Raw genomic sequence first — 13,137 nt, forward strand, 5'->3', positions numbered from 1 at the left:
TCATCGGATCACCCCGGCAGCGCGAAGCTCGGCGATGTTGCTCGCGTCGACGCCGTAGCGACCCAGTACCTCGACGGTGTGCGCGCCCAAAGTCGGCCCGGTCCAGCGTATTTCGCCCGGCGTCTGCGACAGTCGGAACAGGATGTTCTGCATGCGCACCTGGCCGAGCTCGTCGTCGGGCAGCGTGATGATCGATCCGAGTGCCTGGAACTGCGGATCCGCCATGACGTCGGCGGCCGTATAGATCGGCGCGACCGCGGCGTCGGCCTTCTCGAAGGCGTGTATCACCTCCTGGGTGCTGTGCTGTGCGATCCAGCCGCCGACCGCCGCATCCAGTTCATCGGCGTGCTCGGCTCTTCGGGTGCCAGAGGCGAACCAGGGCTGGTCGATGAAATCGGGTCGACCGACCAACCGCACCACCCGTTCGGCGACCGACTGCGCGCTGGTGGAGACGGCGACCCAGCCCCCGTCGGCGGTGCGATAGGTGTTGCGCGGCGCATTGTTCGACGACCGGTTGCCCATCCGAGGTTGCAGCTCGCCGAGTTGGTCGTAGGCGATGATCTGTGGGCCGAGCAGGGTCAGGATCGGTTCGATGATGGCGAGGTCGACCTGCTGGCCGTGACCGTCGTGTTCGCGGGCACGAAGTGCGGTCATGATCGCGAAAGCTGTTGTCAGAGCGGCGATTCCGTCAGCGAGCCCGAAGGGCGGCAGGGTGGGTGGGCCATCCGGCTCACCGGTCACGGCCGCGAAACCGCTCATCGCCTCGGCGAGCGTTCCGAAGCCGGGCCGTTTCGCGTACGGCCCGAACTGGCCGAATCCGGTGACCCGTGCCAGCACCACGCGCGGGTTGATGGCACGCAGTTCGGGGTAGCCGAGTCCCCACCGCTCGAGGGTTCCGGGCCGGAAGTTCTCGATCACCACATCCGCGTCAGCGACCATGCGCCGGAAGATCTCCTGGCCCTGCGGCGAGCCGAGATACAACGTCACCGACTTCTTGCCGCGGCCGAGCATCTTCCACCACAGCCCGATCCCGTCGCGCTGGGCGCCGTGGCTGCGCACCGGATCACCGTTCGGATGCTCGATCTTGACGACGTCGGCGCCGAAATCGGCGAGCAGGGTGGCCGCCAGTGGACCGGCGAACAGCGTCGCCACATCGAGCACCCGGATTCCGGCCAGCGACTGCACCATCGCTCACTCCTTCACGCCGCGAGCGTTTCCCGTACCGAAACGGTGAGGGAGCTCGCGACATTGACTACCAGCGCATGCTACTGCGATGATCGCCAAATTGGTAATGCTGTTTCGTACAGAGAAACTTGGAGGTTGCTGTGCCCGCGACCGAACTGCTGATCCGCAATGCCCGCGTGGTACGTCCGGACGGCCCACCGTCGGAGAATCCAGAGCCCCTCGACATCGCGATTTCCGGGGACACGATCGACGCGATCGGCCCGAACCTGCCCGCCGACGACCGGACGCGGGTGATCGATGCCAACGGCCTGCTCGCTTTTCCCGGCGTCGTCGACGCCCACCAGCACTGGGGGATCTACCGAGATCTCGCCGCCGACACCGAGAGCGAGAGCCGGGCCTGCGCCCAGGGCGGGGTCACCACCTCGTTGACCTACATGCGTACCGGGCGCTACTACCTCAACCGCGGCGGTTCCTATCGCGATTTCGTCCCCGAGGTCCTCGACCGGATGGCCGGGCGATCCCAGGTGGACTACGGCCTGCACCTGGCGCCGATGACCGCCGAGCACATCGACGAAATCCCCTATCTCGTCGAAGAATTCGGGATCGCCTCGTTCAAGATCTTCATGTTCTACGGCGGACACGGCCTGCACGGCCGATCATCGGACCAGGCCGAGTTCCTGATGATCGGGCCGACCGAACGCTACGACCTGGCCCATTTCGAATTCGTGATGCGTGGAATCCAGCGCGCCCGCGAGAAGTACGGCGACCACATCTCGCTGTCGCTGCACTGCGAGACCGCCGAGATCATGGCCGCCTACACCGCGCTGGTCGAACAGGACAGCACGCAGACCGGGCTGCGCGCCTACAGCGCCTCGCGCCCAGCGCATTCCGAAGGCCTGGCGATCACGATCGCCTCCTATCTCGCACACGAGACGGGCCTGGCCAACATCAATCTGCTGCATTTGTCGTCGGAGAAGGCCTTGGCGGCCGCGCTGACGATGGCCGAGGCGTTCCCGAACGTGAACTTCCGTCGCGAGGTCACCATCGGCCACCTGCTCGCCGATGTCGACACCGCCCACAGTATCGGCGGCAAAGTGAATCCGCCGTTGCGTGAGCGCGCCGATGTGGAGGCGCTGTGGCGACATCTGCTGGCAGGCGAGATCGACTGGGTGGTCAGCGATCACGCGTGCTGCCGGGCCGAACAGAAGTTCGGCGCCGATCGCGACGATGTGTTCCTCGCCAGATCCGGCTTCGGAGGTGCCGAATATCTGCTTCCGGGCTTAGTCGGTGAGGGACGCAAGCGTGGCCTGTCACTACAACGCATCGCCGAACTCACCGCGGCCAACCCCGCCCGTCGTTACGGGCTGAGCCGCAAGGGGCACCTGGCCGCAGGATACGACGCGGATGTCGTGCTCGTCGACCCGGTCGCACGATGGACGGTGCGGGCGGCGGACTCCGAATCCGCGCAGGAATACACACCTTTCGAAGGCTTCGAGATGACCGCGAGCGTCACCGATGTGTTCCTGCGCGGAAACCACATCGTGCGCAAGGGCCAACTGCAGGGGCCTGCGCACGGCCGCTACCTGCGGCGCGGCCCGGACGGCAGCTGATCCGTGCCGACGCCGACCGCGCCGCGGGGAGCGCCGGCGGTGTCGGATTACTGGTAGGTGGGGTCGGTCCACGCTCCGATGGAACGGGAGCGGACCGGCTCGACCAGCCGTGGTGCGAGGCTGTGCGCGAAGCCCGGTCCCCAGTTCGTCGCGTCGCCGGATATTTCGATCTTGGCGTTGTCGGTGTACCAGTCGACGAGATCGGCATCCGAGCGCACGATCCAGGTGCACCCGTGTTCGGCGTCGGCGGTGAAGTCACCGTGGCGGATCAGGGCAGGCCGCCAGAAATAGGTTCCGGGCCACATCTTTCCGAAGTTGTAGTCGAAACCGCCGTCGAGGCAGTAAGCCTCCTCGCTGCACGGGTGATGAGCGAGGGGTTCCTCGCGCCACCCGGGCTTGGCCTTGATGAGACGGGTGTAGGAGCCGGTCGTCACGTCGCGTTGCAGGAGCTTGATGTAGAGGCCGGGGACGGGGGTGCCGCCCAGGTCGAAGCGCATCGGGCTGCCGTCCTCGACATCGATCCACGGCATCGACGCGGTGTCGAGGACGACCAGTTTCTGGTCGTCGCGGACGAAATCGCGGTCCGCGTCGGCGATGTCGAAGTGCCAGTCGCCCCCCTCACGGAACAGCAGGATCTCGGTGCCCGCGGCCACGGAGATGGCCGGTGTCCACACCCCGATCGGCGCCATCCAGTAGCCGTGGGGACCGAGTGCGGTATCGCCGATAGTGACCTGTCCGGACAGCACGTACCACTCGGTCGCGGCGTGATGTACGCCGGCGGGCCGCGACCAGTCGCTGGTGAAGCGGACCTTGAGCGAGGCGGAGCCGTCTTCCTCGTCGTAGCTGAGATTGCGTTGTTCGGCACTGCCGGTGGCGTTCTGGAACTCGGCGGGGTGCTGGATCAGATCGCGTTCGTCGATGATCTCGACATGTGGACGCATGGGGTCCTCCTGAAGCGAGCGGTAATTCCACTACAGAATGTACTGGTTATTAATAACCACGACAAGATGTATCGTTTATTACTGTGAGTAAGCCAGGACGCCCCGCCGGTCCCGCCGCCGAGACCGCAGAGCTCGTGCTGTCCGCGGCCTTGGATCTCCTGCTCACCGAGGGCGGCGCCGCGTTGACGCCGCAACGCCTGCATGCGGTGACGGGCGTGGCCAGGACCACGATCTATCGGCACTGGCCGATGCCGCGTGACTTCCTCGCGGCCCTGATCGCCGTCGCCCCACATCCGGGTCCGCAACCGTCCGGCGACCCGGCCGCCGATCTGCACGCCGAAGTCGATCTGCTGTGTGATCGCCTGCGCGACAAGCCCGTTGCCGCCTTTCTGCGCGCCCTCGTCACCGCCTCGTCGACCGATCCGGACTGCGTGCCGCTGCGTCAGCGTTACGTCATGGACTTGCTCGCTCCGGTCCACCGGTCGGTCCGCGCGCTCGCTGTCACCGCCGAGTGTGACGTCGAGGAGGCCGCCATGGCGATTGTCTCGCCGCTACTGGTCGATGCGCTGCTGCTCGACCGGCCGGCCGAGCGGAACCGGGCGCATCGCGCCGTCGACGACCTGCTGGCGCGGGCCACCGACCCGACGTGACACCCGACCGATCGAGGAATGAGCAGAGTAGATGACCAACGCAGTCGGCACCCGAGCCGTTTTCGGTGTGATCGTGCCGAGCACGAACACTGTTGTCGAACACGACTATTGGCGGGCCGCGTTGCCCGGCATCGCATTCCGTTCGGGATCGATGTACATCCCGAACCCGGTGATGGGCAACGACGAGGACTTCCAAGCCCTGCTCGGGCAGATCCGCACCTCCATCGACACCGCGGTGCGCGATGTGCTGACCGCCGAGCCGGATCGCCTGGTGATGGGCATGTCCGCCGAGACCTTCTGGGGTGGGGTAGCGGGCAACGAGGCCTTCGAACAGCGCCTGCGCGAGCGCACCGGGTTACCCGTGACGACCGGCGCGAGCTCGTGCCGGGCAGCCCTCGGTGAACTCGGTTGCCGTCGTATCGCGGTGTTCTCGCCATACCAGCCGATCGCCGACATCGAAGTCGGCCGGTTCTTCACCGAGGCGGGATTCGATGTCGCCGCGATCACCGGCCTGCGCTGCGCGACCGCGACCGACATTGCCCGGGTCGAGGCAGACCGGCTCCGCGAGGTCGTCGCGAACATCGACGGACCGGATGTGCAAGCAATCGTGCAGGTGGGCACCAACCTGTCTTTCGTCGCCCTCGCCGAGGAGTTGGAACGCGAACTCGGCAAACCCGTCGTCGCCATCAACGCCGCCACCCTGTGGTACGCGCTGCGCGAGCACGGCCTGGACGACCGTGTGCAGGGTGCGGGCCGCCTGCTGCGCGAGCACTGATGCCGCGGTGCGAGACGCGACAACCCTTGTTTCTCCCACAGGAACGGTGTTTCCTGTACGAAAAGTCTGTTCCAGAACGGAGAATCGCGTGTCCGCATCAACTCGGCGTGTTTCCACACTCGCTCTCACCCTGGCCGCCGTGGCGCTGAGTCCGCTCTCCGCGGCGCCCGCGGGGGCGGACCCGACCGACTACGGCAACCTGTGCATTCGCGCGCAGGCGCAAACCGCGGATCTACACCCGCGCAAGTTCGAACACGCGGGTGGAACCCTCGACAATGTCGACTATCCGGACGCGGCCGGTTTCGCCACGTCCAAGCCACAGCTCCGCCCGCTCACCACCACGCGGTACACAACCTATGAGGATGCCGCGAAGACCCAGCCGAAACAGGTGCGGTGCAAAGGGAAATCGGCCGACCACATCGCCGCCGAATACGGTGCGCGCGTCGCTGGCGAGGAAGGCACCTGCGCGGAGGTCAACCAGCGAACGGTGCGCGAGGTCGCCAAGGATCTCACCAACCATGAACGAAAAATGTTGGTGCACAAGCCTCGCGACATCGTCATCGACCCGGACACCGTCGCGGTGACCGGTCAGGAGTGGGTTGCCGAATTCCCCACCACGACCATCGATGCCGCCGGAGTCCTGCACCTGCCGTCCAAGGCGTTGTACGTCCCGTACGACACTCCCGGTATCCCGGAGGCGTTCAAGGGGCAGCACTACTGCACGCTGGCCGCACACGCCTATCTGAAGCGTGTGATGCTCGGGCAGGTCACGTCGTAAGGGTGTGTCTCATGTCGCAGACCGGGGCTTGGGCTCCGTTGCCTGGTCGTCGACTCTTCCCTGCCCAGGGTAGAAACGGCCAGACGCGGTCGAGCTGAAAGGGAACCCCTGGGAGATCATGGAGATAATTCCATTTAGGCGTGCCATGGCCGTATTGACAAGCGAGCCGGCTCGCGTTGTCCTGGCGCGGAATCGTTTTCAGGCTGTTTCATCGTGACGAACGGCGCGCGAAAAGCGCAGGTCTTGCAGAGAATTACCTTCAGGGACTGAGTGCGTCGCGAGCGGAGCCCCGGTGGGTGGATACATCCGGGTAGGACAAGCGGATACGGGCTGATCCGACGTCTGGGCATGGGCTGGGGTCTCGTGCAGGTCGTCAGCAGCTTGTGTTTGCGGCCGTGCCTGCGATGAGAACGAGGAGATACCCGGCCACCATGACGAGGATCCCGGTGTTGGTCAGCACGAGTGATGACGAGTTGATGCGGAGGCGATTCGTCCACAGGTAGATCAGCAGGAACAGTCCGACCGCGAGCATGATCATCGAGCCCGTGGTCTGAATGCCCTCGAGTAGCGCGTAATCGCGTTCTCGCTGCCCGGGGCTGCCGTGCGGGCTCACATCGCAGTAGTCGCCGTTGGCCGGGGTGATCACGTATCCGGCCACGGCGATCGCCGGTCCAAGGAAGATCGAGCCGGCGATGTAGATCACGGCAAACAACGATGGCCGGTTCTTGGTCATGGTGTCCGACGATAACCATCCACTGTGGCGGCCCTGCGGTTGTCGTCGACCATGACGCGAATTGTCGAGACAGCCGATTCGCCCAAAGCTCCAGTGGCGAGAACCATTGGGCGCCGGTCAGTTCGGCCCGGGTCGACCGGCGGCGGGGGTGAGGCTGCGGACGAGCAGGTCGATGACCGCTCGCTTGTCCGCGTCGTCGCGCTGATGGGTGAGCAGGCCTTCGATGACGAAGGTGCCGATGGCGGACATGGCGGCGAGGTCGGTCTCGGCGACTCCCGCCGCGCGGAGGTTGTCGGCGAACAGCGCGTCGGCCACCTGGTGGAAACCGGAGTGCCAGGCGTCGATGGCGGGGGAGGCCGCTACGCGGGCGTGCACGGTGTTGACGAGCCCGTGCAGCTGTTCCAGCTGGTCGACGACCCACAGCAGCCGCTCGGTCAACGACAGGCCGTCGATCTCGGCATAGGTGGAGAGCGCGTCGGCCAGGATGCGGTCCAGGACCGCGATGAGCAACTCGTCCTTGTCCTGGAAGTACCAGTAGATCGTATTGACAGCGACTCCCGCGCTTTTGGCGATCCGCCCCGTGGAAGCCGCGTCGAAGCCGTCGTCGATGAGCAGGCGGTGCGCGGCGGCGATGATCTCCTCGCGCTTCTCCTCGCGGTTCTGCGGACGTCGATTCCTTGGCACCTCACCACCCTATCTTGAACGTTGCTCAAGAAGGCGTTACGCTTCTTGAGCAACGTTCAAGAAATCAGGAGATGAGGTTCCCATGGACCCCGACAATGCGGCCGATGAGCTGCGCCGACTCGATACCCGCGGCCTGCTCGACCTGTTCACCACCTTGGAAGCCCCCACGATCGCCGAGATCGACGGCGAGTACACCGCCGCTCTGCTCGCCCAGCCGAACCTGTTCGCCGTGGTCACCGGAAAGGTGGCCGTGGCCAACCCGCTCGGGCCGTGGCTGTGCAAGGCATTCCGGCCCGTCGACGAGAACGGCGGACGCGGCTACAACACTTTCGGCGAGTTCGGCCGGGTCCGGCAGCGCTATCCGATGCGCACGCTGTTGGCCCCGTCACGCTACGACGGAGCCCCGGCCTACACGCTCGTCTACCGCGCCTACACCTCGATGTGTGGGTCGATCAATATGGTGGACGAGGTGCGACGTGCCGCGCCCGGCGTCTACCTGGGCATGGGCACCTGGGGATTCACCGACACTCAGCGCCGCGTCCCTCGACCCTTCCTGCTGACCGGCCCGGTCGGCTCCTACCGCGGCGACATCGGCAAGGCCCGGCTCTCCTTTACGCCCGGCCGCCGCGAACTGCCCGGCTTACCCGCCTGAACGCCGCTCACCTGTCGGCCTCCATCCGAACGAAGGACCCATGACCACATCCCCCCGTACCGCCCTGATCACCGGCGCGTCCGCCGGCATCGGCGCGACGTTTGCCCACCACCTGGCCGCAAGTGGCTACCAACTGTTGCTCGTGGCCCGCCGCGCCGATCGTCTCCAGGAGCTCGCCACGCAGCTGACCGATCGCCACGGTGTGCGCTGTGAGGTGTTCGCCGCCGACCTCACCGACCCCGCCGCACCCACCGCGATCGTGGACTACGCCGACCAACAGGGCCTGGACATCGATGTGCTGATCAACAATGCCGGACTGTCGGGCAAGACCGCGTTCGCCGACACTCCATGGGATGCCCTGTCCGGGGAGATCCAGCTGATGGTGACCGCCCCGACCGAACTCGCCCACTTGGTCATCCCCGGTATGAAGAACCGCCGCTGGGGCCGCATCATCAACCTGTCCTCGGTCGCCGCGTTCAGTCCACCCGGTGCAAGCTTGCTCTACACCGGTATCAAGTCCTACGTCCTCAATGTCTCGCAATCCCTGGACATGGAACTCAAGCCCCACGGTATCCACGTCACCGCCCTGTGTCCCGGCTTCACCCGTACCGAATTCCACGATGTGATGGGCACTCGCGACACAGCCGACCACCTGCCCCGCATCCTCTGGCAACAGCCCGACGCCGTTGTCGCCGAAGGCTTGGCAGCGGTGATGCACGGCAAACCCGTGTGCGTCCCCGGCATCGTCAACAAGATCTCCGTTGCCGCTATGAAGCCCCTGCCCATCCGCCTGGGCTACCTCGTCGGAAAGACCTTCAACCCCTTCAAGAACGACTGAAGCCGTTCTGCTCCCGACCGGGCCACTGCGATCGCGCCTTGCGGACGGTGATCGGAGCCTGCGCAATCTAGTTGTACGAAAGTACTATTTGTACTAACGTACAATTACATTGAGCGGGAGGAAGCCGAGATGACGGAAGTCGCGACTAGGCGGGCAGGCGCACGGGAATGGGCAGGGCTGGCATTACTGGCGCTGCCGACGGTCCTGCTCGGCCTCGACGTCACGGTGCTCTATCTGGTCCTGCCCAGCCTGGTCGAGGCACTCGATCCCTCCGCGACACAGACGCTGTGGATCATGGACGCCTACGGGTTCTTCATCGCCGGATTCCTCATCACGGGCGGGACATTGGGGGACCGGATCGGTCGGCGCCGTCTGCTGATGATCGGCATCACCGCGTTCGCGGCGGTCTCGGTATTCGCGGCCTTCGCCCCCAGCGCCGGGCTCCTGATCCTTGCCTGGGCCCTGCTGGGAACAGCGGGAGCAACCCTGATGCCGTCGACGCTGTCGTTGATCTCCAACATGTTCGGCGATGTGCGTCAGCGCGCGGTGGCGATCGGGATATGGGCGACCATGTTCGCCCTGGGCATGGCGGCCGGACCGGTCGTCGGCGGCGCGCTGGTCGGCGCCTTCTGGTGGGGTGCCGCATTCCTGCTCGCGGTCCCGATCGCCGTCATCGTGCTGGTGGGGGCGCCGGTTCTGCTGCCCGAATACGCCGACCCCGAGGCAGGAGCACTGGATCCGGCGAGTGTCGCGCTGTCCTTGGTTGCCATCCTGCCGCTGATCTATGCGATCAAGCTGGCGGCCGACCACGGGCCCGGCCTCGGCACGGTGACACTGGCGGTCCTCGCCGTGCTCGCCGCGATCGCGTTCGTGCGCAGGCAGCGCCGACTGACCTCCCCGTTGCTCGATGTCACCCTTTTCGCGAAGGGGGCGTTCTCCGCGGCGCTGGCTGTGCTGCTGATCGGACTGATCGGAGTCGGCGGAACCATGTACCTGGTCACCCTGTATCTCCAACTCGTCGAGGGGTTCACACCACTGGTCGCGGGACTGTGGATGGGCCCGCCCGCCACCGCGATGTTCGTCGCCGCCATCGGAGCACCGTTGATCGCCCGGCGGATACGTCCCGGCACAGTCATGGCCGTCACCCTCGGGGTCTCGGTGATCGGTTACGCACTGCTGGCGCTGGCCGACGCCGGTGATCCGGTGCGAGTGGTGACCGGCTTCGCCTTCGTCTATCTCGGCCTCGGCGCGGTCGCCGCACTGGGCACGGACATGGTCGTCGGCGCCGCACCGCCGACGAAATCCGGTTCCGCTGCCGCACTGTCGGAAACCGTCCAAGAACTCGGAATCGCCGTCGGCGTCGCCGTTCTCGGCAGCCTCACCACCGCGCTCTACCGGGCCCGGGTGACCCCACCGGAAAATGTCGCGCCCGAGGTCGGCAAACAGGTCACCGAGAGCCTCGACGGCGCGCTGTCGGTGGCCGATCGAGTGCCCGCGGAAGTCGTACGAGCCGCGCAGCACGCATTCGTCGCCGGAATGAATATCGCCGCCGTGATCGCGGGCATCGCCATCGTCGCCGCAGCCGCGCTCTGCCTGACGGTACTGCGACACGTACGTCCGCTCGGGGCGAGTCGAGATCCCGCAACGGTTGAGTACTGACCGGCTCGACTACCCTCGAAACACACAGGAGGGCGCATGACCGACGAGCATCGGCCCATCGATGGCCGCAAGGCCAGAGGCGACAAGCGCCGCGCCGAAATCATCGAGGCCACCCTCGCCGTGGTCACCCGTGACGGCGCCGCGGGCGTCACCCATCGCACCGTGGCCACGCAGGCCGAGATCACCACCAGCCTGACCACCTACTATTTCGCCACCCTCGACGATCTGCTGGTCGCGGCCCTGTCCAGCGTCGCCGACGGATACACCGCACGCATCCGCCGGATCATCGACGATCCTGGTGACAAGCTTCGCGGTCTGGCCGAACTGATCGCCGATTCCGCCGGGGCGGGGCGCGAACGTGCCTTGGCCGAACGCGAACTGTCCACCCTCGCGGCCCGGCGCCCGGCACTGGCCCCCCTCGCGCGGCGCTGGCGCGACAACGTCGCCGACCTGGCCGCCACCCTCACCGACGACCCGGAGGCCGGGGCCGCGCTCGTCGCCGCCTCCGACGGCCTGTGCACCGCGATCCTCATCGACAACGCCCCCGCCGATGCCGACTTCGTGCACCGCATTCTGGCCCGCGCCCTCACTGAATCCAACGACAGCTCCACGCCATCGCACTGATCTCGACGCTGGTGATCACGCCGGGCGCCCGTGAAAGTTGCGAGCGTTCCGGTTCGCCTGGGCGACAGATCAGCTGAAGCGCAGGAGCATGGTTGTGCTGGTGCTCTCCGGTGCGTTGATGATGTCGGCACGGGCCACTTCGACGAATCCCGTGCGTTCGTAGAGACGCCGGGCGGGATTGCCGGTGTCGACGCTCAGGCTGACACCGGGGTAGCGGGTTTCGGCCTCGGCGAGCAGGCGAGTGAGCAGGGCGGTGCCGAGTCCGGTTGCCCGAGCGGCGGGAATCGTTGCGATGGCCAGTTCGGGAATGTCGTCGTCGACGTATCCGTATCCCGCATTCGCCTTGTCCAGCAACCGAACCCATGCCGCGCCCTGCAAATGCTCACCCTCGCCACCCACGATGCCGAGATCCGCGGCTTCGGCCCAGCCTTCGAGGTAACGCGACAGTTCCGGTATCGCTCGCAGCTGCCCGGGATCGCGCGCCCCTCGCTTCGCGGCATGGGACGCCTCGTAGAGCATTGCCCACAGGAACGGCTCGTCATCCGGGCAAGCTCGGCGCAGTGACATCGCGATGATGACCGCCTCCTTTTCCGTGGTGCGTCGGAATGAACCGAATTCGACCGTACTCCCGACCTGCGACGTGGCACCGAGCTGAGCGTCAACGCCGCCGGATGACGATTCCGCTCATCCCCGAGATCGCCCCGACCAACCGGATCACTTGCCCGCCGGGGCGTTTCGGCGACCCCGCCTTGTCCTTCACGCTCGACCAACCGATCACGTCGACGCCGTTGTAGTCGATCTCGTGATCGGGGCCGAGCATCATCTTGACCGTCGACACCGACACCTGGAGTTCGATATCGACGCTCGGCCCGAGGAATTCGGCATTGACGAAGTTCAAGTCGATCGTTCCCCACGAACCGGTGACCAGCAGCCGCGCGGGCACTTGCCAGACACCCTTGCGCCGGACCGTCGTCCAATCGGCCGCGATCTCCATCGGCCGCACGCCGAGCGGAACGGGCACCACCGCGGCCGACCGCGACATCTCATCGGGAAACAACTGCGCGGCAACGGGAAGCTGCGCCAGCACCCCACGCAGCTCACCGCGGGTCCGTGCGCTGTAGGCCACCACCGACCGCTCCTCGAACTCGGAGATCTCCAGATATCCCGACGAGAACGCGTCATTGAGCAACGCGATGGCGCGTTCACGCTCCGGGTTGCCGACCCGCAGGTCGTCGTCAGGCAGTGATTCGGCCATGCGTTACACCCTAACGAAGGCCGTCAGCGGGGTGTGATGTTCCATCTGCCAACGGGTTCGGCCGGATGAATCGCGGACGACACCGGCATCTGCCCACCGCCGACGAGCGCGAACGTGGCGGCTCCGGTTCGACGGGGATCGGCCCTCGAGGCAGGGTTGTCCCGGTCACCCGGGCGAAACTATCGCTTTGCGCAGACTCGTCAGCGCCTGTGTCTGCGCGTGCATGCGGCCGGCCGACCCACGGTTGACGTGGTCGACGGCGGCATACAGCAGCGCCCACATCATGTTCAGGATCCACGAGGCGTCGAGCGCCGCGTCGATCGAGCTGTCGTGGCGCCCCCGTTCGATCGCCGCGATGGCGTCGTCGTCGGACAAGCTCGACGTGGCCTCGTCGTACACACCTGAGGTGAAGAAGATGACCGTGAGGACATCGCTGAGTTCGAAGTACTCCTGGCACAGCCGCAGGACCGCGTCCAGGCCTGTCCCGTCGGCCAGGCGCGCGCGCTTCGCGGCGTCGGTCACGGCCTGTTCGGTGACTCGCCCGACGGCGGTGATCAGGTCGGATCGTTCGGGAAAGTAGCGGTGCAGCGTCGTACGCCCGACGCGCGCCTTCTCGGCGACTTCCGTCAGCGACGCGTTGGGCGATTTCGCGAACGTCGCCACCGCCGCGTCGAGAATCGCGCGGCGGGTGCGTTCGCGGGCACTGGTCTCTTCGACATCCTCCACAGGTGCAGCATAAACGAGATCCATCCT

Annotated in this window: 15 protein-coding genes; 8 read left to right on the forward strand and 7 right to left on the reverse strand. The window is 66.2% G+C overall.

Going from position 1 to position 13,137, the window contains the following annotated elements; all coding sequences use genetic code 11:
* Entirely contained in the window at window positions 1-1,188 is a 1,188-nt protein-coding gene (locus ACFWUR_RS23225) for a CaiB/BaiF CoA transferase family protein (RefSeq protein ID WP_378909528.1), read from the reverse strand.
* A gap of 137 nt (window positions 1,189-1,325) precedes the next feature.
* On the opposite strand from ACFWUR_RS23225, the gene ACFWUR_RS23230 reads away from it, so the two are divergent.
* On the forward strand, window positions 1,326-2,795 hold the full coding sequence (locus ACFWUR_RS23230; RefSeq protein ID WP_378909529.1) for a dihydroorotase family protein: 1,470 nt from the start codon (window positions 1,326-1,328) through the stop codon (window positions 2,793-2,795).
* Between the two features lie 47 nt (window positions 2,796-2,842).
* Here ACFWUR_RS23230 and ACFWUR_RS23235 read toward each other — a convergent pair whose 3' ends face one another.
* Window positions 2,843-3,736 carry a DUF4437 domain-containing protein gene (locus ACFWUR_RS23235; protein WP_378909530.1) on the reverse strand — a complete coding sequence of 298 codons (894 nt, stop codon included), beginning with the start codon at window positions 3,734-3,736 and terminating at the stop codon, window positions 2,843-2,845.
* An 83-nt stretch (window positions 3,737-3,819) separates the two neighbouring features.
* Between ACFWUR_RS23235 and ACFWUR_RS23240 the strand changes: the two genes are divergently transcribed.
* From ACFWUR_RS23240 to ACFWUR_RS23250, 3 genes are all read left to right on the forward strand, one after another.
* The gene (locus ACFWUR_RS23240; RefSeq protein ID WP_378909532.1) at window positions 3,820-4,386 is read left to right on the forward strand and encodes a TetR/AcrR family transcriptional regulator; all 567 of its coding nucleotides are present in this window, start codon (window positions 3,820-3,822) and stop codon (window positions 4,384-4,386) included.
* 31 nt (window positions 4,387-4,417) lie between these two features.
* Window positions 4,418-5,161 (forward strand): arylmalonate decarboxylase, encoded by a 744-nt coding sequence (locus ACFWUR_RS23245; protein WP_378909533.1) that lies wholly within the window; start codon window positions 4,418-4,420, stop codon window positions 5,159-5,161.
* A gap of 88 nt (window positions 5,162-5,249) precedes the next feature.
* Window positions 5,250-5,939, forward strand: coding sequence for a hypothetical protein (locus tag ACFWUR_RS23250; RefSeq protein WP_378909535.1), 690 nt, complete (start codon window positions 5,250-5,252; stop codon window positions 5,937-5,939).
* A 373-nt stretch (window positions 5,940-6,312) separates the two neighbouring features.
* Here ACFWUR_RS23250 and ACFWUR_RS23255 read toward each other — a convergent pair whose 3' ends face one another.
* Window positions 6,313-6,672, reverse strand: coding sequence for a hypothetical protein (locus tag ACFWUR_RS23255; protein WP_378909536.1), 360 nt, complete (start codon window positions 6,670-6,672; stop codon window positions 6,313-6,315).
* 117 nt (window positions 6,673-6,789) lie between these two features.
* Complete coding sequence (locus tag ACFWUR_RS23260; protein ID WP_378909538.1) at window positions 6,790-7,356, reverse strand: TetR/AcrR family transcriptional regulator; 567 nt, start codon at window positions 7,354-7,356, stop codon at window positions 6,790-6,792.
* Window positions 7,357-7,438: 82 nt separating this feature from the next.
* On the opposite strand from ACFWUR_RS23260, the gene ACFWUR_RS23265 reads away from it, so the two are divergent.
* From ACFWUR_RS23265 to ACFWUR_RS23280, 4 genes are all read left to right on the forward strand, one after another.
* Window positions 7,439-8,008 (forward strand): hypothetical protein, encoded by a 570-nt coding sequence (locus ACFWUR_RS23265; RefSeq protein WP_378909540.1) that lies wholly within the window; start codon window positions 7,439-7,441, stop codon window positions 8,006-8,008.
* A 40-nt stretch (window positions 8,009-8,048) separates the two neighbouring features.
* Complete coding sequence (locus ACFWUR_RS23270) at window positions 8,049-8,846, forward strand: SDR family NAD(P)-dependent oxidoreductase (protein ID WP_378909542.1); 798 nt, start codon at window positions 8,049-8,051, stop codon at window positions 8,844-8,846.
* A gap of 129 nt (window positions 8,847-8,975) precedes the next feature.
* Window positions 8,976-10,505: an MFS transporter gene (locus ACFWUR_RS23275; RefSeq protein WP_378909543.1), complete on the forward strand. Its 1,530-nt coding sequence runs from the start codon at window positions 8,976-8,978 to the stop codon at window positions 10,503-10,505.
* 36 nt (window positions 10,506-10,541) lie between these two features.
* Window positions 10,542-11,129 carry a TetR/AcrR family transcriptional regulator gene (locus ACFWUR_RS23280; protein ID WP_378909545.1) on the forward strand — a complete coding sequence of 196 codons (588 nt, stop codon included), beginning with the start codon at window positions 10,542-10,544 and terminating at the stop codon, window positions 11,127-11,129.
* Window positions 11,130-11,198: 69 nt separating this feature from the next.
* Here ACFWUR_RS23280 and ACFWUR_RS23285 read toward each other — a convergent pair whose 3' ends face one another.
* The 3 genes from ACFWUR_RS23285 to ACFWUR_RS23295 form a co-directional block, all read right to left on the reverse strand.
* A complete protein-coding gene (locus ACFWUR_RS23285) occupies window positions 11,199-11,696 on the reverse strand; it encodes a GNAT family N-acetyltransferase (protein WP_378909546.1) in 498 nt (165 codons plus the stop codon).
* A gap of 91 nt (window positions 11,697-11,787) precedes the next feature.
* The gene (locus ACFWUR_RS23290; protein WP_378909547.1) at window positions 11,788-12,384 is read right to left on the reverse strand and encodes a DUF1707 domain-containing protein; all 597 of its coding nucleotides are present in this window, start codon (window positions 12,382-12,384) and stop codon (window positions 11,788-11,790) included.
* A gap of 165 nt (window positions 12,385-12,549) precedes the next feature.
* The gene (locus ACFWUR_RS23295; protein WP_378909549.1) at window positions 12,550-13,110 is read right to left on the reverse strand and encodes a TetR/AcrR family transcriptional regulator; all 561 of its coding nucleotides are present in this window, start codon (window positions 13,108-13,110) and stop codon (window positions 12,550-12,552) included.
* Window positions 13,111-13,137 lie beyond the last annotated feature (27 nt).

Source organism: Nocardia sp. NPDC058633 (genome assembly GCF_042717045.1).
Classification (GTDB): domain Bacteria; phylum Actinomycetota; class Actinomycetes; order Mycobacteriales; family Mycobacteriaceae; genus Nocardia.

What these genes read in the sequence shown, in the direction of transcription:
- ACFWUR_RS23225 (WP_378909528.1), bottom strand. Translation starts at nt 1,188, where the DNA reads ATGGTGCAGTCGCTGGCCGGAATCCGGGTGCTCGATGTGGCGACGCTG.
- ACFWUR_RS23235 (WP_378909530.1), bottom strand. Translation starts at nt 3,736, where the DNA reads ATGCGTCCACATGTCGAGATCATCGACGAACGCGATCTGATCCAGCAC.
- ACFWUR_RS23245 (WP_378909533.1), top strand. Translation starts at nt 4,418, where the DNA reads ATGACCAACGCAGTCGGCACCCGAGCCGTTTTCGGTGTGATCGTGCCG.
- ACFWUR_RS23255 (WP_378909536.1), bottom strand. Translation starts at nt 6,672, where the DNA reads ATGACCAAGAACCGGCCATCGTTGTTTGCCGTGATCTACATCGCCGGC.
- ACFWUR_RS23265 (WP_378909540.1), top strand. Translation starts at nt 7,439, where the DNA reads ATGGACCCCGACAATGCGGCCGATGAGCTGCGCCGACTCGATACCCGC.
- ACFWUR_RS23270 (WP_378909542.1), top strand. Translation starts at nt 8,049, where the DNA reads ATGACCACATCCCCCCGTACCGCCCTGATCACCGGCGCGTCCGCCGGC.
- ACFWUR_RS23275 (WP_378909543.1), top strand. Translation starts at nt 8,976, where the DNA reads ATGACGGAAGTCGCGACTAGGCGGGCAGGCGCACGGGAATGGGCAGGG.
- ACFWUR_RS23280 (WP_378909545.1), top strand. Translation starts at nt 10,542, where the DNA reads ATGACCGACGAGCATCGGCCCATCGATGGCCGCAAGGCCAGAGGCGAC.
- ACFWUR_RS23285 (WP_378909546.1), bottom strand. Translation starts at nt 11,696, where the DNA reads ATGTCACTGCGCCGAGCTTGCCCGGATGACGAGCCGTTCCTGTGGGCA.
- ACFWUR_RS23290 (WP_378909547.1), bottom strand. Translation starts at nt 12,384, where the DNA reads ATGGCCGAATCACTGCCTGACGACGACCTGCGGGTCGGCAACCCGGAG.